The organism is Celeribacter persicus (assembly GCF_003050785.1).
Taxonomy (GTDB): domain Bacteria; phylum Pseudomonadota; class Alphaproteobacteria; order Rhodobacterales; family Rhodobacteraceae; genus Celeribacter; species Celeribacter persicus.
The window spans coordinates 359388-384744 of record NZ_QAOH01000001.1 but is presented as its reverse complement, the minus strand read 5'-3'; the positions used below and the strand labels follow the sequence as shown (position 1 = coordinate 384744).

The window sequence follows — 25357 nt, the reverse complement described above, 5'->3', positions numbered from 1 at the left end:
CGCACATGCCTTTCGATGTCACCAAAGGAGCGCCGCAGCGTATCGCCGTCATCGGCGGCGGGATTTCCGGCCTGTCCGCGGCCTGGCTTCTGGCCCCTCACCATCAGGTCACCCTGTTCGAGGCTGAGCCGCGACTGGGCGGGCATGCGCGTACCGTCATGGCCGGACGCAATGGGGATCAACCGGTCGATACCGGATTCATCGTGTTCAACCATGTCACTTATCCGTATCTGACGGGGCTGTTTCGCGATCTCGACGTGCCCATCGTGAAGAGCGACATGAGTTTCGGCGTCTCACTGGACAACGGTCGAGTGGAATATGCCTTGCGCTCTCTCAATTCTCTGTTCGGCCAGCGTCGCAATCTGGTCGTTTCCGGGTTCTACAGCATGATCCGAGACATTCTTCGGTTTAACGCGGAGGCAGAGCGTGTGCTTGGTTATGCACCGAGTGCGAGCATCGCCGAACTGCTGATGATCATGGGGCTCGGTGCGCGCTTTCGGGACCATTATCTTTTCCCGTTCTGTGCGGCGATCTGGTCCACGCCAGAAAGCGACATTGGCGCGTTTCCGGCCCGTCCGCTCATTCGGTTCATGCGCAATCACGGGCTGATGTCGCACAAGGGGCATTATCAATGGTGGACCGTCGAGGGCGGTTCGATTTCCTATGTCTCCAGACTGACCGAGGCTCTTGTGCGTCTCAATGTCGATCTGCGCCCCGGTGCTCCGGTCAAGGCGGTCTCGCGGCAGGAGGGCAGTATCACGGTGCGCCCATATGGCGGGCAGGACGAGAGTTTCGACCATGTGATCTTCGCCTGCCATTCCGATCAGGCCCTGATGATGCTCAGCGATGCCGATACGGAAGAGCGTGCGAACCTCTCCGCCATTCGTTTCCAACCCAACCGGGCGGTGTTGCATGCCGACACGCGGGTGATGCCGCGGCGCCGGACCTGTTGGAGTTCATGGGTCAGTCACAATCAGACAGGCAGCGGCGTGGGCGTGAGCTATTGGATGAACAAGCTGCAAAACATTCCCGAAGACGATCCGCTTTTCGTCTCGCTGAACCCGGGCCAAGAGATCGACGAGCGACTGATTTATGACGAGAAGACCTTCGATCATCCTCTGTTCGATCAGGCCGCAATTGTGGCGCAGGAGCGGATCGCTGCCCGTCAGGGCCATCGCAACACCTGGTTTGCCGGGGCATGGCTGCGCAACGGGTTCCACGAGGACGGTTTTGCCACCGCGATGCGTGTGGCACGTCACCTGACTCCGGCACAGGTGATATTATGACGCTGGCATCGCGACTGCACTCCGGCGAGATTCTGGCGATGCCCGCCACGCTGATGCATGCTCGCCGTGGGGCCTTACGCCATACGTTTCGGGCGCGCGCCGACTTCGTACTGCTGTCGCCGGATTTTTGTTGGACGCCGCGTTTCATGGGACGCAACCGGTTCAACCTCATCGCGTTTCACGATATCGACCACGGCGGACCGCGCGGTCACGGCACCGGCAGCGTCTGGGCCTGGCAGCAGTTGGCGAAGATCGGCATCACGCCGCACGACGGGCTGGTGCTCGCGCTTCTGACGCAGCCACGGTTTCTGGGCTACTGGTTTAACCCGGTCAGTTTCTGGCTGGCGATTGACGGGAACAGTCTCATCGCGGTCATCGCCGAGGTGAACAACACATTCGGGGAGCGCCACAGCTATCTGTTGTCCCACCCCGATCACGCGCCGATCACCGAGACAACGCCGCTCTGCGCGACAAAGGTGTTTCACGTCTCGCCGTTTCAGGACATCGCCGGAGAGTATTGCTTCAACTTCGCTGTTCAGCCGGAGCGGATCGCCATCCGCATCAGTCAGATCGACGGTGAGAGCGGGATCGACACCGCCATGACCGGCCCTCTCCGGCCCCTGACGAACCGTGCAATTCTCCTGAGCGTTCTGCGCCGTCCGGGCGGTGCGCTGCGCGTGATTGCACAGATTTACTGGCAGGCGCTGCGGCTGAAACTGAAAGGTGCGGTCTATCGCAAACGCCCGTCCCCACCCGATGCGGAGATTTCCTCATGACCCTCGCGCCCCATACACTTAAGACCCGTTTCCTCAGCGCCCTTGAAGGCATTGACCATGGCCGTCTGACCCTGATCACGCCCGAAGGTGTGCGCCATCGCTTCGGGACCGAAGGGCCGGAAGCCGATTTGCACATTCGTGACTGGCGCATGTTGCAGCGTCTGGCGTTGCGCGGCGATGTCGGGCTTGGCGAAGGGTGGATCGCCGGAGACTGGCACAGCACACGGTTGGAAGACGTGCTGAAAATCGCGCTGAAAAACCTCGGGGGGTTGTCGCGTTGGGGAGAGCCGGGGCGGCTTCAAGGCGCGGGGATGCGGCTTGTGGACAGGATCGTGCGGCTCAACAGCCTGCGTGGCTCTGCACGCAACATTCGTGCGCATTACGATGTTGGAAACGAGTTTTACCAGCTCTGGCTCGATCCCGGCATGACCTATTCCTCCGGGTTCTTTGCCGAAGGTGACGATCTTGAGCGCGCACAGGCGCGCAAGAACGCCCGTATCCTGTCACGCCTCTCAAAAGGCGAGAGTCTTTTGGAGATCGGCTGCGGCTGGGGCGGTTTCGCCGAGGCGGCTGCCGAACGCGGTCATCGTGTGACGGGGATCACACTGTCGCCTTCGCAAAAGGGCTATGCCGATGCACGGCTCGATGGGCGCGCCGAAATCCGGTTGCAGGATTACCGCGAGGTTACCGGGCAATTCGACAATATCGTGTCCATCGAGATGATCGAGGCGGTGGGCGAACGCTATTGGCCTGACTATTTCGCGACGCTCAAGGCGCGGCTCGCGCCGGGTGGACGGGCGATGGTGCAGGCGATCACCGTGCCCGATGTCGAGTTCTCGGTCTATCGCGCCCGCTCGGATTTCATGCGCCAACATGTCTTTCCGGGCGGTATGCTGCCCTGTAACGCCCGCATGGTCGCAGAGGCCTCCCGCGCCGGGCTGACGGTGCGCAACAGCTTCGCTTTTGGCAAGGATTACGCCCGCACCTGTCGCCTCTGGTCAAAACGGATGATGGCGGAACAGAAGCGAATTCGTCGCCTCGGTTATGATGAGAGCTTCCTGCGGTGCTGGCAATTCTATCTTGAGGGCTGCGCCGCCGCTTTTGAGACCGGGCGCTGCGATGTGGTGCAAATCGAGTTCGCCCATGTCGGAGAAACAGACTGAAGCTGTGGGCGAATGTGGCCGAAAAGGTCCCGCAGTTACTGTATTTGCTTTCCCGGAAAAGTTTCTGCGCGTCGTGGTGGCGCTGGCGACATTAAGCGGGAATGGCCGATCCTCTCTTGGCTCACGGTGAAGCGCTCGACTGGCAAATAAGCCCGACACAGCCCGTTCCGGTCACGCGCCGCCGAAGACCTTGCGCATCATCACGGGATTTTCCCGCACCCATTCGGCGGCGCCTTCCGCCACGGCGTTGTACACCGCTCGTCCGATGGCTTCGCCGAGCGCCGTGTGCAACCCGGCATAAGCCCCCGAACCTGCCGGGGCGGCGAGCGCGATGCAATCCGTGCCGGTACCGGTTACGGGCCCTCCGGTAAAGCGCAGGCCCGCTTCCATGACCGCCGCTGTGCGGGCCTGTGCCGCGATGGTGAGGGCTTCGATCTGGGCAGCTTCGATCAGCGGTGTGTCGGTCTGGACGGCGATATTGATCGTGCCATAGGTTTCCACCGCCCAGTCGCGCGGCGTGCGCGCGCCGATGCGTTCGGCATTGCCCAGGCCCACGGTGGCAAGGGCCGCGACGCGCGCGTCCTCCACCGTCGCCTCGCTGCGTTTGAATTTGGTGATGTTCCGCGAGGTCAGAAGGCCTACGGCATCGACATGACCGGCGCGCGCCATTTCCGGGCCGATCCAGTCGTCGACCTCAAGCCCGACCGGCAGATCGGCATTCTTCAGCTCGCGCCAGACGATGTGACGGGCGGTGACGAAACCGGGACGATAGGGCGCGAAACTCAGCACCCGCATCGGGGCTCCCAGATCGGCGATCAGCCAGGGGCGCTCCAGATGCGGCCTCAGAAAGATGTCACCCATGCTGTGCGCCCGGTACGATCTGGGCCAGCGGTTGCACGACAAGCCCCTCGGGGGTTTCCGACAGGTGACAGCGGATCGCGAAGACCTCGGCCAGAAGCGCCTCGGTCAGCACCGCGCGCGGCGCGCCATCGGCAACGATCCGGCCCTCGGACATGACGATCAGCCGGGTGCAATGACGCGCGGCGAGGCCGAGATCGTGCAGAGAGGTGATGACGCCACGGCCTTCGGCGGCGAGGGCGGCAAAGGTCTGCATCGTGCCGATCTGATGTGCCGGATCGAGACCGGCGGTGGGTTCGTCGGCCAGCAGAAGCGGTGTGTCCTGCGCCAATGCGCGGGCGATCAACACGCGGGCCTGTTCGCCGCCGGATAGCCTGGTTGCGGGGCGTTCGGCATAGGTCATGAGGTCCATGCGGGTGAGGGCTGCGATCACCTCGGTCGCGTCCTGACGTTCATTCTGTGCCAAGGACACCAGATGTACGACACTTACCGGCCAGGCAATCTCTCGCGCTTGCGGCAACCAGGCGGCGGCCTTGGCGCGGGCGGCGGGGGAAAGGCGGGCAAGGGAGCTGTCGCCCTCCGCCGGGATCAGCCCGAGAGCGGCGCGCAACAGAGTGGATTTTCCCGCACCGTTGGGGCCGATGAGGCCGACGAACTCGCCCGGCTCTACTGAGAAGGACGCCCGATCAAGCGTGAGACGGGCCCCGCGCCGGACGCTGAGGTTCTGGACGGACAGCAGGCTCATGGCTGTCCCCGCATGCGCCAGATCAGGTGAAAGAATACCGGTGCTCCGACGAGCGCCAACAGCACGCCAAGCTTGAGATCGCGCCCGGGAAGGATCAGCCGCACGGCGACATCGGCGATCAGCACGAGCGCGGCCCCGCCCAGAGCGGAGGCCAGCAGGAGCCGGGCCGGGCGGGCTCCGACCAAGGGACGCAGGATATGGGGGATGACGAGGCCGACAAAGCCCACGGCACCGGCCACGGCGGTGGCGGCGCCGACACATGCGGCCACGCCGGCCACAAGGATCAGCCGCAGTCGTTTGAGATCGACACCCATTGAGGCGGCGGCTTCTTCACCCAGAGTTAAACGGTCGAGCCCGCGCCCGGTGAGCGACAGCAGCAGCCAGCCCAGGGCCATCACCGGCAAGGCGGTCCAGACATGCAGGAAAGAGCGATCCGCCAGAGATCCCATCATCCAGAAGACAATTTCATTGGCGGCGAACGGGTTGGGCGAGAGGTTGAGCACCAGCGCGGTCAGCGCGGAGGCCAGCGCGGAAATGGCGATACCTGCGAGGATCAGCGACAGCGTGCCACCACCGCGCCCGGCAAGGAGTAGGATGAGGATCACACAGGTGGCTGCGCCGGTCAGGGCGGAGAGCGGCAGGGCCAGGGCGAAGAGGGCGGAAAAGCCGCTTTGCAGGGCGATCACGGCGCCGAGTGCGGCGGAGGCGGAAATGCCGATCACCCCCGGTTCGGCCAGCGGATTGCGCAGATAGCCCTGCATCGCCGCGCCGGACAGGCCAAGGCTCACGCCCACCATGACGCCAAGGAGCGCGCGCGGCAGACGGATCTCGCGCATCACTATGCTGAGTGGACCTTCGCTGTCGCGAAACAGCGCCACAAGGCTTTCGATCGGACCGACCTCGATCACGCCGATCACCAGTGACAGCGCGAAAAGCACAGCGACCAAAAGGCTGAGAAGGAATATCAGTGCGGGGTATTTCATCGGTTGTCCAGCCTCTCGCGCTCAACCCGCAGCCTTTCGACCGCGCGGATCACGGCGGGCAACCCGCAAATCCAGTCCCGGTCCTGCAACGCCATATGACCGCCGGTCAGACGGGTCAAGGCAGGATGGGAGAGAACCTCCTCCGCGCGGGCCTGCCCCGGTTGGTCCCGGCCAAAGATCACCAGATCGGGATCGGCCATGATCAGCGCTTCAAGCGGAAGGAAACCGCCATAGGGAAGGCCAAGCTCGGTGGCCAGCGTGTGAAACCCGGCAGCTTCGATGATCTCGCCGGAGAGGCTTTCTGCCCCAGTGCTATAGCCATTGGCGGCATAGGTGGCCGCCGTGGGGCGTCGGATCTGCGTCGGACTTATCTCGGCAAGGCGTCGGACAAAATCCTCGGCCATGGCTTGCGCCACATCTTGTCGGCCAAGCGCTTCTCCCATCTTGAGCATGTTCGCGGACACGTCGGCGAGACTGTTGGCGGGGGCGAACTCGATAACCTCAATGCCAAGCCGCCGCAGCATCGAGACCGTGGCCCGCGCCGTGTATTGACCGGCGACGACGAGATCGGGGTCCATGAGATAGATCTCTTCGGCCTGCCCATGGTTCACCGGGTAGGCTTGCGCCTCTTCGACCATCACGGAGGCCTCCGGGTCGCGGGCATATTCGGTGATAGAGACGAGCTGGCCGGGGGCGGCAATCATCATGGCAAGCTGATCGGTGCACAGGTTGACCGAGACGACACGTTCGGGGATCGCATCTGCCTCTTCGGCAAAAACCGCCGCCCCCGCGAGAGCAAGGGCGACGGTGAGTGTTATGAGATCTGGGAAGCGCACTCAGAAGGACGCTTTGAGACCGAGATAGGCCGAACGGCCCGGGGTGTTGTAGCCGCCGGCGGTTTCGTAATCCTCATCGGTGAGGTTTTCGATCCGCAGCGATAGTGCGGTCGCGTCGTTGAGCTTGTAGGACAGACTGGCGTTGACCAGCGTGTAGTCACCCACCTTGTGATCCGCGGGCGCATAGGCGCTCGGGACGGTATCGGCGACATGCTGCACCGTGAACTGGCCGCTGATGCGGTCGTTCAAAATGGCGTCGAGGCCGACGACCAGATCGTGACGCGGAATGCGTTCGGCGCGGGCACCAGCGGTTTCCGCATCGGTGTAGGTATAGTTGCCGAAGAGGGACACGCGCTCGGAAAGGGCGTACTGACCGGAGAGTTCGATGCCCTTGGAGGTCGTGGTGCCCTTGACCTGATTGTAGGTCGAGGTGGCAAAGTCATAGTCGATGCGGTCGTCGATTTCGGTGTAGAACAGCGTACCCTTGAGGAAGTCCGTGTCACTGAACCGGCGTTCGAGCCCCAGTTCGGCGCTTCGGCTGGTTTCCTCTTTCAGGTCTTCTTTGCCGTAGGAACTGTAACGTTCATAGAGCGAGGGGGCGCGAAAGCCGGTGCCCAGAACCGCGCGGACGGTCCAGTCGGGGGCGATTTCCCAAGCGGCTGCGAGCCGGCCGGAGATGTGGTTGCCGAAATCGGAATGATCATCGTAGCGCAGTGCGGCGGAGAGATCGAGCGTGTCGATCGGCGCAAAGAGCCATTCAGCCTTGGCGGAGAAGGTGTCGTCCCCCCCCTTGGTTTCCGTGAGCGAGCCGTCGCTTTGCAGATCGTTCAGTGTGAAGTCCTCTTCGGTGTATTCGAGGCCGAAGGACAGGGTGGAGGCAGCGGACAGCTCGGCACTGCCGAGATAATCGACGGAGCGCCGTTTGCCGGAGAAGTCACGGGTGTAATAGGCCGGGGCGAGCGGGTCGGAGCGGTCGATGTCGAACAGGGAGACGCCGATTTCGTGCTGAACCGCTCCGGTGTCGAAACGGGTGTAGGCGCGCAGTCCCTTGCTGTCGTAGGTGGCGTATCCGCTGGGATCCGTTGCGGAGCGGTCAAAATCCGACTCAGAGGTCATGTAGAGACCCGTCAGACCCACGGTCACGACATCGCTCAAGTCCTGTTCCAAGCCAAATGTGAGATTGGTGCCCTCGAACCCGTCCTTCTCGTCATTGCCCGGGCGGTTGGTGAACCCGTCGGTCTTCATATGCGACAGGTTGAAATAGAGCATGCCGCTGTCGCTTTCCATTTTTGTGGAAAGGCCCGCGGCATATGTGTTGTCGCTGCCCGCAGTGAGTTCGACCGTGGTGTTATAGCCCGGTGCGACGGCATTGTCGGTGCGGATGTCGATGAGGCCCGCGACGGCCTCGGAGCCGTAAAGCGCGGATTGCGAGCCTTTGAGCACCTCGATGGAGGAGATGCCGAAGCCGACCAGCCCGTTGAAGTCGTAGGCGATCTTGTTGCCGGTCATGTCGGTGACATCAATGCCGTTGATGCGGGTGGCAACATAGGCGGCGGGCAGGCCGCGAATGCGCAGGGAGGACGTAGACCCGATGCCACCGTTGCTGGAGTAAGAGAGACCGGGCAACCTATCGAGCAGGGTAAGTGTCGGCACTGCGGCGTCCGCGATGGCTGCGGCGTCGAGTTTTTCCACCGTTGCGCCGGTTTTGCTGGCGGGGACGGGGGTGAGGCTGCCGGAGATGATAATCTCATCGAGCAAGTAGGGAGTGTCTTCGAAGCTCTGGGCCTGAGCGGCGAAGGGCAGGATAAGTGCGGCGGTGGTCAGAAGCGACACGCGCAGGCTGTGTTTGACAGGCATATGTCAATCCTCGTGGAACGGGGCCGGGGGCCTCGTCGGTTGAAACGCATCTGCCGGAGGATATCTCCGCAGACAGTGAGAGCGTCACCGCTGCGGATGTGCCGCTTCCGTGACGCGCCCCGCGCCCGGGAAAGGGTGATCATCCAAGCAGGTCTCCTGGCTCACGGATCTCGGCGACAGCCAGCCTTCCCGGGGAGGTCCCAGTGGCTATGGTTGGCCTCGCTCACCGCTCACAGTTGCGGGGGCAGCCACGGCTTCGGTCCTTGGCAAGCGCGCAAAGGACCGTTCCGTGTTCCCTTTTCATCCGGATGGTCGCCGGAACTTGAATGGGTGCAGAAAAGCGAAATGGCCGGAGAAGTCAAGATTCTCAGGCCCGTTTTCCGGCCAGTCTTGTTGTCGCGTCACGTCGCGGAAGGCGGGTCAGCGTTTTTTCTTCATCGCGTCCAAGAGGGCCGCGCCGAATGCGCCCTGACTTTCAGGGGTACGAGGTTTGGGCGTGTTCGGGCCGCGGGGTCTGCCGCCTTTGTTCTGGTTCGGTGCGCCGTTGCGCGGCTGTTGAGCGGTCCGCTCGGAAGATGCCCCACCGTCCTTGCGCATCGAAAGCCCGATGCGTTTGCGGGGGATGTCGACTTCGGTCACACGGACAGAGACGATGTCCCCGGCTTTCACCACCTCATGCGGGTCCTTGACGAAGCGGTCGGCCAATTGGCTGACGTGGACCAGCCCGTCCTGATGCACGCCAATGTCGACAAACGCGCCGAAGGCCGCGACGTTTGTCACCGTACCCTCAAGTCGCATCCCGGGTTTGAGGTCTTTGATGTCCTCGACCCCGTCGGTGAAGGTGGCGGTTTTGAACTCGGGGCGTGGGTCGCGGCCGGGTTTTTCCAACTCCGTGAAAATATCGCGCACGGTGGGCAGGCCGAAATCCGTGGTGACGAACTGCTCGGCACGCAGCCCCTTGAGCGCCTCTGGCCTGCCCATGATGTCGCGCATGTCGCGGCCACAGGCTTTGACGATTTCGCGGGCGACATCGTAGGCTTCGGGGTGCACGGAGGAGGCGTCGAGGGGTTCTTCGCCATCACGGATGCGCAGGAAGCCCGCGCATTGCTCGAAGGCTTTCGGACCGAGACCGGAGACTTTCAGGAGCGATTTGCGCGACGGGAAGGCGCCATGGATGTCTCGGTGAATGACGATGCTTTGGGCTAACGATGGGCCGAGACCGGCGACCTGCGCCAAAAGCGGCGCGGAGGCCATGTTCAGATCAACCCCAACGGCGTTCACGGCGTCCTCGACCACGGCTACGAGCGCCTGAGACAGGCGGCGTTGATCGACATCGTGCTGATACTGGCCGACACCGATGCTTTCAGGCGTGATCTTCACGAGTTCCGCCAGCGGGTCTTGAAGGCGGCGGGCAATTGACACAGCGCCGCGCAAGGACACGTCGAGATCGGGGAATTCCTGTGCGGCCAGTTCCGAGGCGGAATAGACCGAGGCCCCCGCCTCAGAGACCACGACCTTGGTCGGGGCTTTGAGAGACGGCGGCAGCAGCCTGAGCGTTTCGCCCACGAGCTTTTCGGTCTCGCGGCTGGCGGTGCCGTTGCCGATGGCAATGAGTTCAACGCCGTGCCGCGTTACCAGATCAATGATTTTCGCCTCCGCCCCGCGCATATCCATTTTCGGCTGGAACGGGTAGAGCGTCGCGGTTTCCAAGAGCTTGCCGGTGGCGTCGACCACAGCGGCTTTGACGCCGGTGCGAATGCCCGGATCGAGGCCGAGCGTTGCCTTGGCACCAGCCGGGGCGGCCAGAAGAAGGTCCTTGAGGTTGCGTGAGAAGACGGTGATCGCGTCCTCATGGGCGCGCTGGCGCAACTCGCCCAACAGGTCGATGTGCAGCGAAATCGCGAATTTCACCCGCCAGGCCCAGCGTGCGACGGTACGGAGCCAAAGATCGCCCGGCTGATCGGACGAGGTGCCGAGATAAGAGGCGACCATGGCGATGGCGCGGTCGGCTCCGGTTTCCGGTTCGGGTGCGATCTCCATGGTGACGATCTCTTCCTTGGCGGCGCGCAGGATGGCGAGCGCGCGGTGAGACGCGATGTCGGACCATTTCTCAGAATGGTCGAAATAGTCGGAGAATTTCGCGCCTTCCTGTTCCTTGCCCGCGATGACTTTGGCGGTCACAAGTGCCTCGCGCCGCATGAAATCACGCAGCTTGCCCAAGAGTTCGGCGCTTTCCGACAGCTCTTCGGTCGCGATGTCGCGCGCACCGTTCAGGGCGTCTTTGACCGTGGGTACGGTTTCGGTGATGTAGGCTTCGGCCAGCTTTTCGGGATCGACAGAGCGATCCGCCTTGATCGCGGACAACAGTGGCTCCAACCCGTTTTCGCGGGCGATCATCGCCTTGGTCCGGCGTTTGGGTTTGTAAGGCAGGTAGATGTCTTCAAGGGTCGATTTGCTTTCGGCGCCTGCAATGGTGCGTTTCAGATCGTCGGTCAGCTTGCCCTGATCTTCGATGGATTTGAGGATCGTCACCCGGCGCGCTTCCAATTCACGCAAATACGACAGGCGGTCGTTCAGCAGACGCAATTGCGTGTCATCAAGCCCGCCCGTGACCTCCTTACGATACCGCGCGATAAACGGTACGGTCGCGCCCTCGTCCAAAAGCCCGATGGCTGCTGTGACTTGTGTCTGCGAGGCGGCAATGTCGGTGGCGATGGTGCGGGCGATACGGGCGGCGGTCTGCGGATCGGTGGGCGTGCTCAAATCTTGTCCTCCTGTCGGGAGATCTGTCTTAGCCCGCGCGGGCAGGGGCGCCAAGAGGGGAGATGGCTTGTCGACGGTCGATATGATATTTCTATCGGAATCTTTATTCTTGATCGGATTTTCGTCATGCTGAGCAAACTCGAAATGTTCATCGCCGTCGCCAAGGAAGGGCACTTCGGCCGTGCGGCGCTCTCGCTCGGGATCACCCAGCCAAGCCTTTCGGCGGGGATCAAGCAGCTTGAGGATCAACTCGGTGTGCAGCTCATTTTCCGTGGGTCACGCTTCGGCGGATTGACGCCGGAGGGGCAAAGGGCGCTCGTCTGGGCACGCAAGATTGTCGCCGACAGTCGGCAGTTGCGCGATGAAATGCGGGCGACGAAACACGGGCTTTCAGGGCAACTCAGACTCGCGGCGATTCCGACGGCGCTGACCTGGGCGGCGCGGATTTCGACCGTGTTCATGCAGGCGCATCCCAATGTACGGCTCTCGATCCTGTCGCGCCCCTCATCGCAAATCCTGACGATGCTGGACGATCTCGATGTCGATGCGGGGCTGACATACCTCGACAACGAGCCGCTGGGCCGGGTCAGTGCTGTGCCGCTTTATGAGGAACGGTATATGGTTGTGAGTTCGCAAGGCGGTGTTTTCGCGGGGCGCAAAAGCGTCGATTGGAGCGATCTCGACGGGGTTCCGATGTGCCTCTTGTCTCCGGAGATGCAGAACCGGCGGATCATTGATCGGAACCTGAGTGCTTTCGGTGTGATGCCGGAAGTGGGGGTCGAATCGAACTCGACCGTGGTGTTGATCGCCCATGTAGAGAGCGGCGGGTGGATCACTGTTCTACCCGAAGGCATCGCGCGTTTCCTGACAGAGGGTAAGGCGCTGGATCGCATTCCGCTGTCGGGTGGGGAGGTTGGGCATCGTGTCGGGCTGATTGCGCCGCATCGCGATCCGAACACGCCGGTTCTGGCCGCTCTATTGGTCGAGGCAGGACGGTTGTCCGAGCTGATCTGATAGGATTTTGCTATTGTTTGACGATTTAACGATATTGATTTCGCGATGCTGCACATGGTCTCATGACTGAAATGTATACGTTCGTATTCGAAGAGGTCAGCCATGACGCCAGCCCCGAACCCGCACGGGTCCGCAGATGACGGGACGATTGCGGAGATCATCTCTGCCCACGCTCATCTCGAAGGTCCGCTTTTGCCCATGCTGCACGCCTTGCAGGATGCGTTCGGGGTAATCCCGGCGACGGCGCATGATCCGATTTGCAAGGCGCTGTCGATCACCGCCGCCGAATTGAAGGGCGTGGTCTCCTTTTACCATGATTTTCGCGAGAAACCGGCGGGCAAGCATGTGTTGAAGATTTGCCGGGCGGAGGCCTGTCAGGCCATGGGTGGGGTCGGATTTGCCGAAGCTTTGCTTGCCAAGCTCGGCCTCGATTGGCACGGCACCACGCCAGACGGGAAACTGACGGTGGAGCCGGTCTATTGCCTTGGCCTCTGCGCCTGCGCACCCGCCGCGATGGTGGATGACAGGCTGATCGCTCGTGCCGACGAAGCGCAGGTGGAGAAGGCTCTGTCGGAGGTTTCGGCATGAAGATTTATGTTCCGATGGACAGCGCGGCCAAGGCGCTGGGCGCCGATGAGGTGGCTGCAAAGCTGGCGCAGGAGATCGCCGCACGCGGGATCGAAGCGGAGATTGTTCGCAACGGCACGCGCGGGATGATCTGGCTGGAGCCGCTGGTGGAGATTGAGAAAGACGGGGAACGTCTGGCCTATGGGCCGATCTCCGAAGGGGATGTCGCGGCACTTCTGGACGGCAGGATCGAGACGCTCGGCAAGGTCGAAGATATTCCATTCTTTGCCCGCCAGACCCGTCTGACCTTCGCGCGCTGTGGTCTGACCGATCCGCTGTCTTTGAGAGATTACGAGACCCATGGGGGGCTCGAAGGTCTCAAGCGTGCCACCGGCATGTCGCAGGATGCGATCATCGACGAGGTGAAGCTGTCGGGCCTGCGCGGTCGTGGCGGTGCGGGTTTCCCGACGGGGATCAAATGGGACACGGTGCGACTTGCGCATGCGCCGCAGAAATACATCGTGTGCAACGCCGATGAGGGCGACAGCGGCACCTTTGCCGACCGGATGATCATGGAGGGCGATCCCTTTACTCTGATCGAAGGCATGGCGATTGCGGGCTTGGGCTGTGGTGCGACCAAAGGCTATGTTTACACGCGTTCAGAGTATCCCGATGCCGTGGCCGTGATGCGGCGGGCGATCGAGATCGCGCGGGGCGCCGGGGTCTTGGGGGCGAATGTGCTCGGCTCGGGTAAAACATTCGATATGGAAGTTCGCGTCGGTGCGGGGGCTTATGTCTGCGGCGAGGAGACCTCGCTTCTCAACTCGCTCGAAGGCAAACGCGGCACGGTGCGCGCCAAGCCGCCGCTTCCAGCGCTTGAGGGCTTCCTTGGCCGTCCGACGGTTGTGAACAACGTGATTTCTCTGGCAACCGTGCCTGTGATTTTCGCGAAAGGTGCTGCGCATTACGCAAATTTCGGGTTGGGCCGCTCGAAAGGTACGATGCCGATCCAGATCGCGGGGAACGTCAAGCAAGGCGGCTTGTTCGAAACCGCCTTCGGCATGCCGCTTGGCACGTTGGTGAACGAGATTGCGGGCGGCACTGCCACCGGGCGTCCGATCAAGGCGGTGCAGGTCGGTGGGCCTCTGGGCGCCTATTTGCACCCGGACCAGTTCGATACGCCCTTTGGTTATGAGGAGTTCGACGGGCAAAAGGCGCTGATCGGGCATGCCGGGATCGTGGTGTTCGATGACAGCGCGGATATGCTTTCGATGGCGCGGTTTGCGATGGAATTCTGCGCGGTGGAGAGCTGTGGCAAATGCACGCCCTGCCGGATCGGTGCGGTGCGTGGCGTCGAGACGCTCGACCGGATCGCGGAGGGCGACGTGAACGCCATCCCGCTTTTGACAGACCTGTGCGAAGTGATGGTCGATGGATCGCTCTGTGCGCTGGGCGGGTTTACGCCCTATCCGGTGATGTCGGCGCTGCGCCATTTCCCGGAAGATTTCGCTCCCAAGAGTGCCCGCAAGGAGGCTGCAGAATGAAAGACTTTATCATTCCCTGGGAAACCGGCACGGGTGTGTATGACGATGTGGATCGTGGGACGCCTGCCAAGACCGGTAAGCCGGTGACGCTGACCATCGACGGGATGGAGATCACCGTGCCGGAAGGTACCTCTGTGATGCGTGCGGCGTCTGAGTTGGGCATTCAGGTGCCGAAGCTGTGTGCCACCGACAGTCTGGAGGCTTTCGGCTCCTGTCGTCTCTGTGCGGTGGAAATCGAGGGTCGGCGCGGCACGCCTACCTCCTGTACGACACCGGTGCATGCCGGGATGAAGGTTCATACCCAGACCGAGAAGTTGCGCAAATTACGCAAGGGAGTGATGGAGCTGTACATCTCCGATCACCCGCTCGATTGCCTGACCTGCGCGGCCAATGGCGATTGCGAGTTGCAGGATATGGCGGGGGCGGTCGGTCTGCGCGATGTGCGTTATGAGGCACCGAAGTCGGGCGTTCTGGCGAACCATTTCGAGGCGCGCAACACATCCGGCGAAGCCAATCCCGAATGGCTGCCGAAGGACGACAGCAACCCGTATTTCACCTATGATCCAAGCAAATGCATCGTCTGCAACCGCTGTGTGCGGGCCTGCGAAGAGGTGCAGGGGACGTTTGCGCTGACCATCGAAGGGCGCGGGTTCGATAGCCGTGTGGCCGTGGGGGCGGAGAATTTCCTTGCCTCCGATTGTGTGTCCTGTGGCGCCTGTGTGCAGGCCTGCCCGACCGCGACACTGCAAGAAAAATCCGTGATCGAGATGGGCACGCCGGATCGCTCCGTGGTGACCACCTGCGCCTATTGCGGTGTGGGCTGTAGCTTCAAGGCCGAAATGCAGGGCGATCAACTGGTGCGTATGGTGCCCTATAAGCACGGCAAGGCGAACCGGGGGCATTCCTGTGTCAAAGGCAGATTTGCCTATGGATATGCCACCCATAAGGATCGTATTTTGCATCCGATGATCCGCGACAGCATTGACCTGCCGTGGCGCGAAGTCTCCTGGGACGAAGCGCTGTCTTTCGCCGCCAAGAAGCTCGTCGGCCTTCAGGAAAAATACGGTCAGAAGAGCATCGGCGTAATCACGTCAAGCCGCTGCACCAACGAGGAAACCTACCTCGTCCAGAAACTCACCCGCGCTGTCTTCGGCAACAACAACACCGACACCTGCGCGCGGGTGTGCCACTCTCCGACCGGCTACGGGCTTGGTCAGACCTTTGGCACCTCGGCGGGGACGCAGGATTTCGACTCGGTCGAGAAATCCGACGTGGTGATGGTGATCGGCGCGAACCCCACGGACGGGCATCCGGTCTTTGCCTCGCGCCTGCGCAAACGGTTGCGGCAGGGGGCCAAGCTGATCGTGGTGGACCCGCGTCGGATTGATCTCTTGGAGACGCCACATCTGGGTGAGGCGCATCACCTTGCGCTGCGGCCCGGAACGAATGTGGCCGTGGTCTCGGCCATTGCCCATGTCATTGTGACCGAAGGGCTTTACGATCCAACGTTCATCGCGGAGCGCTGCGATCTCGACGCCTGGGAAGATTACAAGGCGTTCATCTCGGACGAGCGCCATGCGCCTGAGGCAACCGAAGCGCTGACCGGCGTACCCGCTTTGACACTCCGCGAGGCAGCGCGCGCTTTTGCCCAAGGGGGTAATGGCGCGATCTATTATGGCCTCGGCGTCACCGAGCATTCGCAGGGCTCGACGACCGTGATGGCCATCGCCAACCTTGCGATGATGACCAGCAACATCGGGCGCGAAGGCGTGGGGGTGAACCCGCTGCGCGGGCAGAACAATGTGCAGGGCTCTTGCGATATGGGCTCTTTCCCGCACGAACTGCCGGGGTATCGCCATGTGAAATTACCGGAAGTGCGCAGGATTTTCGAAGACACCTGGGGTGTGGCGCTTGACCCGGAACCCGGCCTGCGCATCCCGAACATGCTCGACGCGGCGGTCGACGGGACCTTCAAAGGGCTCTATTGTCAGGGCGAAGACATCCTGCAATCCGACCCGGACACCAAACATGTGGCCGCCGGGCTCGCCGCCATGGAATGCGTCATCGTGCATGATCTCTTTTTGAATGAGACCGCAAATTACGCTCATGTTTTCTTGCCTGGATCGAGCTTTTTGGAAAAAGACGGTACATTCACCAATGCCGAGCGCCGGATCAACCGGGTGCGCAAGGTGATGGCGCCGAAGAACGGCTATGAGGATTGGCAGGTGACGCAGATGCTCGCCAATGCCGTTTTGAAAGAGACGGGTGGCAAGCCGTGGAATTACACACATCCGGCGGAAATCATGGCGGAGATCGCCGCGACCACACCGTCTTTTGCGGGCGTCGATTATGCGCTGCTCGAAGAGAAAGGGTCGGTGCAGTGGCCCTGTAACGAAGACCACCCGGATGGCACGCCTTTGATGCATGTCGACGGGTTTGTGCGCGGCAAGGGGCGGTTCATCGTCACTGAATATATTGCGACAGATGAGAAGTCCGGGCCGCGTTTCCCGCTCTTGCTCACCACGGGACGCATTCTCAGCCAGTACAACGTCGGCGCGCAGACGCGGCGGACGGAAAACGTGGTCTGGCACGATCAGGACGTGTTGGAAATCCACCCTCATGACGCCGAAAATCGGGGTCTCCGGGATGGCGATTGGGTGCGTCTGGCGTCGCGCTCGGGGGAAACCTCGCTACGCGCGAAGATCACCGACCGGGTCAGCCCGGGCGTGGTTTACACGACCTTCCACCACCCGGACACGCAGGCCAATGTCATCACCACGGATTACTCCGACTGGGCGACGAACTGCCCGGAATACAAGGTGACGGCGGTGCAGGTTTCGCCTTCCAACGGGCCAAGCGAATGGCAGGAACGCTACATCGCGCAAGCCGAGCAGTCGCGGCGTATCGAGGCTGCCGAATGAGCATGGTCGACGCCCTGCCGGAAGAAGCGCCCGTTGCGCTGGTCTATAATGGCTCGACGGCGGCGGTGATGATGGCGTCTCCATTTGATCTTTCGGAGTTTTTGACGGGGTTTGCTGTGTCGGAAGGCATTGTGTCCGAGGCCTCTGAAGTCACCGAGATTTCGGCGATCAAACATGCCCACGGCTATGAGGTACGCGGGCGTATTCCGGAGGACTGTTCTGCGGCGATGGATGCGCGGCGGCGGGCGTCAGTGGGACCGATGGGATGTGGGTTGTGCGGGATCGAAAGCCTCGATGAGGCGACGGTCTTTCCGGGAACTGTGACGCCGATGGCGGCGGGGCTGGAGACCCATGCACGCGCGGCTTTGGAGGCGCTGAACGCCGGGCAGAAACGCCGCGATCAGGTGGGCGCGATGCATGCCGCGGGGTTCTTTACAGCAGACGGATTGGTGATGCTGCGCGAAGACGTGGGGCGGCACAATGCGCTCGATAAACTGATCGGGGCGCTGGGTGGAACGGATGTGAGACAAGGCGCGGTGATCATCACCTCGCGGCTCTCCGTCGATCTGGTCCAGAAATGCGTGCGCGCCGGGATTTCTGGGCTGTTTGCGCTGTCCTCGCCGACGCGGGCGGCGGTGGAACTGGCTCGGGAGACGGGGCTGACATTGATGGTGCTGCGCCGGGAGGCAGTGGTGGCCTACACGGACGAGACGGAGAATTGCGCATGACCGATGCGAAAATGGTGCTGATGGCCAATCAGATCGCAAGCTTTTTTGAAACCCAGCCAGGCGATCAGGTGGCGGGTGTAGCGGTACATCTCAAGGATTTCTGGGAGCCCCGGATGATTTCGCAGCTCAAGACCTATCTGGGACAGGGCGGTGAGGGGCTTCATGCGTTGGTGGTCGAGGCCGGTCAGGCGCTTTGAGGGAATCAAAATAACATTGAAAAACCCCGCACTATGGCGGGGTTTTGTTGTTTTGAAAAATTAGGACCGCGGACGTTCCTTTTTCGGATCGTAATGCGGGAAGGGGGCGACACGGGCGGAGTAGCGTTTCATATGCCCGTCAAGCTGGCCGACTTCGACCTGCGTGCCCTCTTCGGCATGCGCTACGTCGATGCGGGCGAGCGCAATCCATTGGCCTGTGCGGGGGCTGCGCATTGCGGAGCAGATCTCGCCCACCTGGGCGCGACCGATGCGGATGCAATCGCCATGGGCCACGGCGTTCTGACCGTCGATTTCCAGCCCCACGAATTTGCGCGACGGGGTTTCCTTGCGCCGTAGCAGGGCGTCACGCCCGACGAAATCGGCACTCTTGGATTTCAAAGGAACGGTGAAACCGACACCGGCCTCGAAGGGATCTGTCTGATCGGAGAAGTCATAGCCCGCGAAGACCAGCCCGGCCTCGATGCGCACGAGGTCCAGAGCAGCAAGGCCCATCGGCTTCATGCCGACCTTTTGACCGGCCTCCCAGACGGCTTTGAAAATCTCCGCGCCGTGCTTCGGATGGCAGAAAATCTCATAGCCCAGCTCGCCAGTGTAGCCGGTCCGCGAGATCACCACGGGGAGGCCTTCGTGGTCGCCAAGACGGGCGGGGGTGAAGCGGAACCAGCCCATCTCCGTCAAATCAGGATGATGTGGGGCGGTCCAGAACAGTTCATTGATCAAATCACGCGATTTCGGCCCTTGGACGGCGAGGTTGTGCATTTGGTCGGTGGAGGAGCGGATCATGACGTTGAGGCCAAGACGCTTGGCCTCTTCGCGCATCCAGACGCCGCCCTCGTCCGAGCCACCGATCCAGCGGAAATTATGCTCGCCCAGACGGAACAAAGTGCCGTCGTCGATCATGCCTCCGTGCGGATAGCACATGGCGGAATAGACCACCTGACCCACGGCGAGTTTTTCGACATTGCGGGTGAGGACCCAGTTCATCAGGGCCTCGGCATCGGGGCCGGTGACTTCGAATTTGCGCAGCGCGGAAAGGTCCATGACCACCACGCCTTCGCGGCAGGCCCAATAGCTCTCGATCACGTCGCATTCGGGGAACGTGTTCGGCAGCCAGAACCCGTTGTAGTCGGTAAAATCGCGGGTCATCGCGGCGAAGGAGTCATAAAAGGCGCTTTCACGCGTCATGATCGGATCCTCGTCAGGGGTCGGGCGCCAAGCGGTGGCGCGGGAAAAGCGTTCTTCGGCGGTGTAGGTGCGCACATGGATGTCGGTGAGATGCCAGCCATTGGCGGCGGAGGTGTCATCGGGGCAGGACGACGACACACACACGAGATCGGTCAGAGCGCGCAGCAATACGTAATCGCCGGGGCGGGACCACGGCTCATCCGCTAGCATCACACCGTGTTCGTCGATCGCAGTGTTGAAGAAGAAATTCGCCGCCATCCAGCCGGGACGGGCGGGAATGCCGTAAGGGTCCAAGACCGCGTTGAAATTGTCGGAACAGTTGGTGTGTCCGGGGTAGCCGATGTCGTCGTAATATTTGGCATTGCACGCAAGACCAAAGGCGTCATGACGACCACAGGTGTCTTGCACAACTTCGACAAGCGGTGTCAGATCATGGTCGAAATATTTCGAATGCAGACCAGGCATCGGATAGGCGTGGCCCTGGATCGTGCGGGTGGTGGTGACGTCGAGCGGGTGGAAAATGGCCTTGTCGACCTTGCGCGCGTCGAAGCACTGGAAATCGGTGCATTGGCGGCCGTCGACATCCATGATCTGGATGAATTCGCCCTTTTTGACGGTATAGGCCTGCGCCGTGGCCGAGGCGATGCGGATGTCTTGTAGCGTGTCGGCAAGCGGGTCGGGGAGGGCGAAAGAGCCCGCCTGACGGGGCTCGGCGCGGATGATCGTCACCGTGAGCGGTGTGGCGGTGTTTTGCGCCTCGAAATCCGGCTCAAACGCGGGGGCGGTGATCAGTAACCAGCCCGCGTTCTGTGTGGTGAAACTTACGCCTTCGCCCGCCGCACTGCTGCCGGAGAACAGGCCGATGGTCTTGGCGCCGGTCAGGTCGATCTGACGCTTGGAAAGGCCCAGACGGAGGCGGGCCATGCCGGGCAGGGGGCTATTTACTGTCGCGCGGAGTGCCTCGCCCGAGGCATCGGCGGACCAGCCGAGAACACCGGGGTCGATACGCCCGTTGGGGTGGGCGGCCAGCAATTCGCAACGCTGCCCGCCCTCGGTGTTGATGATGGTGATCCGGTCGCCGGGCTTCAGCTCCAAAAGCGTTGCACCACCGCCTTGGACGGTGTGACGTTCCTCGTTCGAGGCGAGCGTAAAGGCCGAGGCGCGGCGGGGAATGGACCCCTTGGGCGCCCCCGGACGAAAGGGAAGGCCGGAAGGATTGAGGATCAACGGGACCTCCATCGGTCTGAATAAAAAAAATCCGGGGGTGCAGGGGGCGCGACCCCCGGATCAGGGGAGAGAGATGTGCCTGTAAAACGGGCGCAAGAAGGTCAGTTCTGCAAATAGGCTTCCATGCTGTCGTCCAGCGCGTCTTTCCACGGTGTGTGGTGGACGGGGGCCATGGTGCCGGTGATCACGGATTTATAGCAGTTGTCACGGAAGGCCATGATGTCCTTCGCCTTGTGTTTCTTCCACTCGAAGAAGGCCTCGCAAGCGCCGTCGATGTCGAAGGATGGGTAGTCGGTATCGGCGACCAGTTCCTTGACGTAATCCGCCTGATACTTGATCGCATATTTCACATCGTCATCGGCGTCTTCACGCTCCACGCGTTCCTTGACGTCGGCTTCCAAGATGGCCTTGTCGGCGGGCACTTCGATGCGACCGAGGATGATATCCCGCACGTACCAGGCCTGCGCATCGAACATGTTGAAGGTGAACCACTGGTCCTGCATGCCGAGATAGAAGAGCTTTGGATTGTGGACATAGACGACGCCCTTGTAGAGATCGGCGGTTGCCAGACGGTTTTTGGTTTTGAGGCGCAGATCGTCGGGCAGGAAGGGGAAATAGTGTTTGTAGCCGGTGCAGAGGATGATCGCATCGACATCCTTGGTGGTGCCATCGGCGAAGAAGACGGTCTTGCCTTCGACTTTTTGCAGAGCGGGTTTTTCTTCCCAGTTGTCCGGCCATTTGAAGCCCATCGGCGCGGAGCGGTAGCAGGTCGTGATCGAGTTCGCGCCGTATTTCCAGCATTGCGAGCCGATGTCTTCGGCGGAGTAGGAGGCGCCCACGAGAAGCACGTCTTTGCCCTCGAATTCGCGGGCGTCGCGGAAGTCGTGGGCGTGAACGATGCGGCCGTTGAACTGTTCGAAACCGGGGTATTCGGGCACGTTCGGCGAGGAGAAGTGGCCTGAGGCGACGATCACATTGTCGAAACGCTCTTTGTAGACGCGGTCCTCGACCATGTCGTGTACGGTGACGACGAAATCGCCTTTTTCCTCATCGTATTCGACCCAGCGGATGACGGAGGAGAAGCGGATCCATTTGCGCACGTCGGCCTTGATCACGCGGCCTTCGATATAGTCGAACAACACGGCGCGCGGTGGGTAGGAGGCGATCTGCTTGCCGAAATGTTCCTCGAAGGAATAGTCGGCGAACTCCAACCCTTCTTTCGGGCCGTTCGACCAGAGGTAGCGATACATGGAGCAATGAACGGGCTCGCCGTTCTCATCGACGCCGGTGCGCCAGGTGTAGTTCCACAGCCCGCCCCAGTTCGATTGCTTCTCAAAACAGACGACTTCCGGGATTTCCGCGCCTTGCTGGGCGGCGGACTGGAAAGCGCGCAGTTGAGCGAGGCCGGAGGGGCCCGCGCCGATGACGGCGACTCGTTTGGTCATGTTCAATAACTCCCGTTGGGTTAGTGTGCTGGTATGGACCAATATCATTAATTGGTTCTTTTGGATTTACTCCGGTTTGGTCCAAAAATTTTCTGATGGTCAATGAATTTTCTTTAGAGGAATATGGAATTCAGAGAATGAATGGGTCATTTGGCCTATTTTTGAGCGTGAGGTGAAAAAATGAGCACCACTTCTCTAGCGCAGAGGCTGGTTGTGGCGGGGTCTTTGCCACGATTGAGCGTGCAGGACCGGGCACCGATCCGGGTCGGCGCGCTGGTGCCGATGTCAGGGTCAGAGGAGCGCTGGGGTCGACCGGGTGTCGATGGTTGTCGGCTCTGGGTCGATTGGATCAATGCCCATGGAGGTATGATGGTCGGTGGGCGGCGGCATCTGGTGGAGTTGATCGTGCATGACAGTGCGTCGGGTGCGACGGCGACGCTTGAGGCGGCGCGGCAGATGGTAGAAGCACAGCGGGTGCGGCTTGTCCTGACGCTGGGCGGCGGCGATCTTGGGTTGGCGCTCGCGTATCTGATGGATCGCCGGGTGCTGACCGCGACGCTTTTGCCGTCGGATTTGTCGCCGGATCACCCCTATCTCATCGCGCCCGCCGAGGTGCATCCCTTCTTTAACGTGACCGGGGTCGACTGGCTGGCGCGTACCCGCCCGGAGGCGAAACGCGTGGCGCTGTGTTCCCAGACCGATCTCATGGGCCTGCCGTCACTTGCGACCTACCGCGCGGCCTTCGATGTCGCCGGACGGGAGATCGTGAGCGAAGTGCTTTACGATGCGGAGACGGGCGATGCGCGGGAGATCGTGACGGAGATGCTGGCGGAAAACCCGGATGTGTTGTGCTGGTGCTCGTCTGCGCCGCCGATGATCGAGGCGCTGACCGTCGCGGCTTTCGAGGCCGGGTTTCAAGGCGAAATCCTCGCCTGTACCTGCGACAATTATCAGAACCTGATCGCGCGGACATCGCCGGCGTTCATGGAGCGCTTCACTTTCCAGTTCCCGGATTTCGATGATCCGGCACTCGCCGACACGACGTTTTTCTTTCATCGCCCGAAAGTCTTCTTCGACTCGTATAACGAGCGCTTTCCGGAGGAATGGACGGCGGTGAGCTGGGAATATGCGTCGATCCTTGATCTCTGGCACGAGGCGGTGGAGACGGCGGACAGCCTCAACAGTGCTTCGGTTCTGGCCGCGCTCAAGCGCGGACGGCGAATGCCACATGTTTTCGGGCTTGCGAACTGGTGGGGGACGGAGGTCTACGGCATCGACAATGCGCTGGTCGGAGACTGGCCGGTGGTCGCGATCCGTGACGGGCGCGCACGCATTCAGGAATTCGGTTCGGTGCTGAACTGGCTTGAGAGCCATGGCGAGGAACTGATGGCGGAACTGGGTGCGGTGGGCCAGCTCTGGCACCAGCGGGGCAAACCGGATCTGGCCGGGGCGCTGGCCGAGAGTTGATATGATAGAGAGATATTAAGAGACAGATCGACAGGAGACGAGTTTGAAGACGGAGCAGACAATTTTGCGGCAAAACCCGCATGCGGTGAAAGAGCAACGGGAAAAAAACCTCGAAGTGGCAATCGGGCGTCAGGTGCGCGAGTTGCGCAAGCGAGCGCGGATGACGGGGGCGGATCTGGCTGCGCAGACGGGGCTTTCCGTGGGAATGCTCTCGAAGATCGAGAATGGTGTGATTTCGCCCTCGCTCAACACGATTTCGGCGCTGGCCCATGCCTTGCGCGTGCCGTTGGTTCAGTTGTTCTCGGGCTATGAGGAAGAGCGTGGCTGTATGCATGTGAAAGCTGGCGAAGGGGTCGAGATTGAACGTGCGGGGACGCGGGCCGGGCATCAGTATAATCTTCTGGGGCATATCGGTTCGAACAACTCGGGTGTCGTGGTCGAACCCTATCTGATTACACTGGACAGCGCGTCCGACCGTTTTCCGGCGTTCCAGCATGAGGGTATCGAAATGCTTTATATGCTGGAGGGGCGGGTGAACTACCGGCATGGCGATCAGATTTACGATCTGGAGCCTGGGGACTCGCTTTTGTTCGATTCGGATGCGCCGCATGGGCCGGAGGAGATCGTTGAGCTTCCGGCAAAATACTTGTCGATCATCACCTATCCGCAGGCGCGCTGACGAGGTTCTGGATTTCCGTGCTGCACAATTCTCGGGCGGCTGATGCGGATCGGTCGCCTGTTTGCGTAAAAAAGGGGCGATTTTCCTGTCGGTAAGTATTTTTTCCAAATAGGAGATCAAGTTTCTTGAAAGGAAAATAGTTTTCTCTTTAGTGAGATTGTGACGGCGCGAGACGCCGAAGACTCACCCACTACGGAGGAACCTATGTGTGGCATTGTTGGCCTCTTCCTGAAAAAGGATGAACTGCGCCCGCAACTGGGCGATATGCTGACCGATATGCTCATCACCATGACCGACCGCGGCCCGGACAGCGCCGGGATCGCGATCTATGGCGACGAGACGGACGGTATGGTGAAAATCACGGTCCAGTCGGACACGCCGGACGAGGCCTTTGCCGATCTCGACGCTGCGGTCTGTGCCGTGATTGACGCGCCGGTGACAATCAAGGTGGTCGACACCCATGCGGTTCTGACCCTGCCGGAAGCTGCCGAGAAAGCGGCCATTGCCTTCCTTGAAGAGAAGGGCCTGCGGATCATGGGGTCCGGCGCATCCATGGAGATTTACAAGGAAGTCGGCCTTCCGAAAGACGTTGCGGCCCGTTTCGGCCTGCGCGAGATGGGCGGTTCCCACGGTATTGGCCACACCCGCATGGCGACCGAGTCTGCCGTGACCACGATGGGTGCGCACCCTTTTTCCACAGCTGACGATCAGTGCCTCGTGCACAACGGTTCGCTGTCGAACCACAACCAGATGCGCCGTAAACTCGCCAAGAAAGGCGTGTTCACCCGCTCCGAGAACGACACCGAAGTGGGCGCTGCCTATATTTCTTCGCGTATCGCCGAGGGGGCGACGCTCGGTGAGGCTCTGGAGGGTACGATTGAGGACCTCGACGGGTTCTTCACCTTCGTGACCGGGACCAAGAATGGCTTCGGCGTCGTGCGCGACCCGATCGCCTGCAAACCCGCCGTGATGGCCGAAACCGACGATTACGTCGCCTTCGCCTCAGAGTATCGTGCCTTTGCAGACCTGCCGGGCATCGACGCAGCCCGCGTCTGGGAGCCGGAACCCGCAACTGTTTACTTCTGGGAGCGCTGA

Annotated in this window: 20 protein-coding genes and 1 riboswitch; of the genes, 12 read left to right on the top strand and 8 right to left on the bottom strand. The window is 61.5% G+C overall.

The features are described from left to right. Nucleotides 1–5: 5 nt before the first annotated feature. The 3 genes from C8N42_RS01965 to C8N42_RS01955 are packed head-to-tail and all read left to right on the top strand — an operon-like array spanning nt 6 to nt 3225. Nucleotides 6–1286 carry an NAD(P)/FAD-dependent oxidoreductase gene (locus C8N42_RS01965; RefSeq protein ID WP_107814850.1) on the top strand — a complete coding sequence of 427 codons (1281 nt, stop codon included), beginning with the start codon at nt 6–8 and terminating at the stop codon, nt 1284–1286. After that, the gene (locus tag C8N42_RS01960; RefSeq protein WP_170109163.1) at nt 1283–2062 is read left to right on the top strand and encodes a DUF1365 domain-containing protein; all 780 of its coding nucleotides are present in this window, start codon (nt 1283–1285) and stop codon (nt 2060–2062) included. The genes C8N42_RS01965 and C8N42_RS01960 overlap by 4 nt, the downstream gene beginning before the upstream one ends. Then, nucleotides 2059–3225, top strand: a complete 1167-nt coding sequence (locus C8N42_RS01955; protein ID WP_107814849.1) for an SAM-dependent methyltransferase — start codon at nt 2059–2061, stop codon at nt 3223–3225. Before C8N42_RS01960 ends, C8N42_RS01955 begins: the two co-directional genes overlap by 4 nt. 171 nt (nt 3226–3396) lie before the next feature. Here C8N42_RS01955 and C8N42_RS01950 read toward each other — a convergent pair whose 3' ends face one another. The 6 genes from C8N42_RS01950 to C8N42_RS01925 form a co-directional block, all read right to left on the bottom strand. Beyond that, nucleotides 3397–4086 (bottom strand): adenosylcobinamide amidohydrolase, encoded by a 690-nt coding sequence (locus C8N42_RS01950; RefSeq protein WP_107814848.1) that lies wholly within the window; start codon nt 4084–4086, stop codon nt 3397–3399. Next, complete coding sequence (locus C8N42_RS01945; protein ID WP_107814847.1) at nt 4079–4828, bottom strand: ABC transporter ATP-binding protein; 750 nt, start codon at nt 4826–4828, stop codon at nt 4079–4081. Before C8N42_RS01945 ends, C8N42_RS01950 begins: the two co-directional genes overlap by 8 nt. Further along, the gene (locus tag C8N42_RS01940; RefSeq protein WP_107814846.1) at nt 4825–5811 is read right to left on the bottom strand and encodes a FecCD family ABC transporter permease; all 987 of its coding nucleotides are present in this window, start codon (nt 5809–5811) and stop codon (nt 4825–4827) included. The genes C8N42_RS01945 and C8N42_RS01940 overlap by 4 nt, the downstream gene beginning before the upstream one ends. After that, nucleotides 5808–6647, bottom strand: a complete 840-nt coding sequence (locus C8N42_RS01935) for an ABC transporter substrate-binding protein (RefSeq protein ID WP_245889935.1) — start codon at nt 6645–6647, stop codon at nt 5808–5810. The genes C8N42_RS01940 and C8N42_RS01935 overlap by 4 nt, the downstream gene beginning before the upstream one ends. Continuing rightward, nucleotides 6648–8504, bottom strand: coding sequence for a TonB-dependent receptor plug domain-containing protein (locus C8N42_RS01930; protein ID WP_107814845.1), 1857 nt, complete (start codon nt 8502–8504; stop codon nt 6648–6650). A gap of 129 nt (nt 8505–8633) precedes the next feature. Then, nucleotides 8634–8845, bottom strand: a riboswitch (cobalamin riboswitch). A gap of 79 nt (nt 8846–8924) precedes the next feature. After that, nucleotides 8925–11267 (bottom strand): Tex family protein, encoded by a 2343-nt coding sequence (locus C8N42_RS01925; protein WP_107814844.1) that lies wholly within the window; start codon nt 11265–11267, stop codon nt 8925–8927. Nucleotides 11268–11393: 126 nt separating this feature from the next. Between C8N42_RS01925 and C8N42_RS01920 the strand changes: the two genes are divergently transcribed. The 6 genes from C8N42_RS01920 to C8N42_RS01895 all read left to right on the top strand — a co-directional run bounded on the left by C8N42_RS01920 (nt 11394) and on the right by C8N42_RS01895 (nt 18238). Further along, complete coding sequence (locus tag C8N42_RS01920; protein WP_107814843.1) at nt 11394–12281, top strand: LysR family transcriptional regulator; 888 nt, start codon at nt 11394–11396, stop codon at nt 12279–12281. A 102-nt stretch (nt 12282–12383) separates the two neighbouring features. Continuing rightward, the gene (locus C8N42_RS01915) at nt 12384–12869 is read left to right on the top strand and encodes a formate dehydrogenase subunit gamma (RefSeq protein WP_107814842.1); all 486 of its coding nucleotides are present in this window, start codon (nt 12384–12386) and stop codon (nt 12867–12869) included. Next, entirely contained in the window at nt 12866–14392 is a 1527-nt protein-coding gene (locus C8N42_RS01910) for a formate dehydrogenase beta subunit (protein WP_107814841.1), read from the top strand. Before C8N42_RS01915 ends, C8N42_RS01910 begins: the two co-directional genes overlap by 4 nt. After that, on the top strand, nt 14389–17313 hold the full coding sequence (gene fdhF / locus C8N42_RS01905; RefSeq protein WP_107814840.1) for a formate dehydrogenase subunit alpha: 2925 nt from the start codon (nt 14389–14391) through the stop codon (nt 17311–17313). Before C8N42_RS01910 ends, fdhF begins: the two co-directional genes overlap by 4 nt. After that, nucleotides 17310–18041, top strand: coding sequence for a formate dehydrogenase accessory sulfurtransferase FdhD (fdhD, locus tag C8N42_RS01900; protein ID WP_245889934.1), 732 nt, complete (start codon nt 17310–17312; stop codon nt 18039–18041). The genes fdhF and fdhD overlap by 4 nt, the downstream gene beginning before the upstream one ends. Further along, on the top strand, nt 18038–18238 hold the full coding sequence (locus C8N42_RS01895; RefSeq protein ID WP_107814838.1) for a formate dehydrogenase subunit delta: 201 nt from the start codon (nt 18038–18040) through the stop codon (nt 18236–18238). The genes fdhD and C8N42_RS01895 overlap by 4 nt, the downstream gene beginning before the upstream one ends. A gap of 60 nt (nt 18239–18298) precedes the next feature. Here C8N42_RS01895 and C8N42_RS01890 read toward each other — a convergent pair whose 3' ends face one another. Further along, nucleotides 18299–20668 carry a trimethylamine N-oxide demethylase gene (locus C8N42_RS01890; RefSeq protein WP_425430509.1) on the bottom strand — a complete coding sequence of 790 codons (2370 nt, stop codon included), beginning with the start codon at nt 20666–20668 and terminating at the stop codon, nt 18299–18301. 104 nt (nt 20669–20772) lie between these two features. Beyond that, nucleotides 20773–22116: an NAD(P)-binding domain-containing protein gene (locus C8N42_RS01885; protein WP_107814836.1), complete on the bottom strand. Its 1344-nt coding sequence runs from the start codon at nt 22114–22116 to the stop codon at nt 20773–20775. 180 nt (nt 22117–22296) lie between these two features. On the opposite strand from C8N42_RS01885, the gene C8N42_RS01880 reads away from it, so the two are divergent. From C8N42_RS01880 to C8N42_RS01870, 3 genes are all read left to right on the top strand, one after another. Then, nucleotides 22297–23583, top strand: coding sequence for an ABC transporter substrate-binding protein (locus tag C8N42_RS01880; RefSeq protein ID WP_107814835.1), 1287 nt, complete (start codon nt 22297–22299; stop codon nt 23581–23583). Nucleotides 23584–23626: 43 nt separating this feature from the next. Then, entirely contained in the window at nt 23627–24262 is a 636-nt protein-coding gene (locus C8N42_RS01875; RefSeq protein ID WP_107814834.1) for a helix-turn-helix domain-containing protein, read from the top strand. A 204-nt stretch (nt 24263–24466) separates the two neighbouring features. After that, nucleotides 24467–25357 carry a class II glutamine amidotransferase gene (locus tag C8N42_RS01870; protein ID WP_107814833.1) on the top strand — a complete coding sequence of 297 codons (891 nt, stop codon included), beginning with the start codon at nt 24467–24469 and terminating at the stop codon, nt 25355–25357.

What these genes read in the sequence shown, in the direction of transcription:
- C8N42_RS01965 (WP_107814850.1), top strand. Translation starts at nt 6, where the DNA reads ATGCCTTTCGATGTCACCAAAGGAGCGCCGCAGCGTATCGCCGTCATC.
- C8N42_RS01960 (WP_170109163.1), top strand. Translation starts at nt 1,283, where the DNA reads ATGACGCTGGCATCGCGACTGCACTCCGGCGAGATTCTGGCGATGCCC.
- C8N42_RS01955 (WP_107814849.1), top strand. Translation starts at nt 2,059, where the DNA reads ATGACCCTCGCGCCCCATACACTTAAGACCCGTTTCCTCAGCGCCCTT.
- C8N42_RS01950 (WP_107814848.1), bottom strand. Translation starts at nt 4,086, where the DNA reads ATGGGTGACATCTTTCTGAGGCCGCATCTGGAGCGCCCCTGGCTGATC.
- C8N42_RS01945 (WP_107814847.1), bottom strand. Translation starts at nt 4,828, where the DNA reads ATGAGCCTGCTGTCCGTCCAGAACCTCAGCGTCCGGCGCGGGGCCCGT.
- C8N42_RS01940 (WP_107814846.1), bottom strand. Translation starts at nt 5,811, where the DNA reads ATGAAATACCCCGCACTGATATTCCTTCTCAGCCTTTTGGTCGCTGTG.
- C8N42_RS01930 (WP_107814845.1), bottom strand. Translation starts at nt 8,504, where the DNA reads ATGCCTGTCAAACACAGCCTGCGCGTGTCGCTTCTGACCACCGCCGCA.
- C8N42_RS01920 (WP_107814843.1), top strand. Translation starts at nt 11,394, where the DNA reads ATGCTGAGCAAACTCGAAATGTTCATCGCCGTCGCCAAGGAAGGGCAC.
- C8N42_RS01915 (WP_107814842.1), top strand. Translation starts at nt 12,384, where the DNA reads ATGACGCCAGCCCCGAACCCGCACGGGTCCGCAGATGACGGGACGATT.
- C8N42_RS01910 (WP_107814841.1), top strand. Translation starts at nt 12,866, where the DNA reads ATGAAGATTTATGTTCCGATGGACAGCGCGGCCAAGGCGCTGGGCGCC.
- fdhF (WP_107814840.1), top strand. Translation starts at nt 14,389, where the DNA reads ATGAAAGACTTTATCATTCCCTGGGAAACCGGCACGGGTGTGTATGAC.
- fdhD (WP_245889934.1), top strand. Translation starts at nt 17,310, where the DNA reads ATGAGCATGGTCGACGCCCTGCCGGAAGAAGCGCCCGTTGCGCTGGTC.
- C8N42_RS01895 (WP_107814838.1), top strand. Translation starts at nt 18,038, where the DNA reads ATGACCGATGCGAAAATGGTGCTGATGGCCAATCAGATCGCAAGCTTT.
- C8N42_RS01885 (WP_107814836.1), bottom strand. Translation starts at nt 22,116, where the DNA reads ATGACCAAACGAGTCGCCGTCATCGGCGCGGGCCCCTCCGGCCTCGCT.
- C8N42_RS01880 (WP_107814835.1), top strand. Translation starts at nt 22,297, where the DNA reads ATGAGCACCACTTCTCTAGCGCAGAGGCTGGTTGTGGCGGGGTCTTTG.
- C8N42_RS01870 (WP_107814833.1), top strand. Translation starts at nt 24,467, where the DNA reads ATGTGTGGCATTGTTGGCCTCTTCCTGAAAAAGGATGAACTGCGCCCG.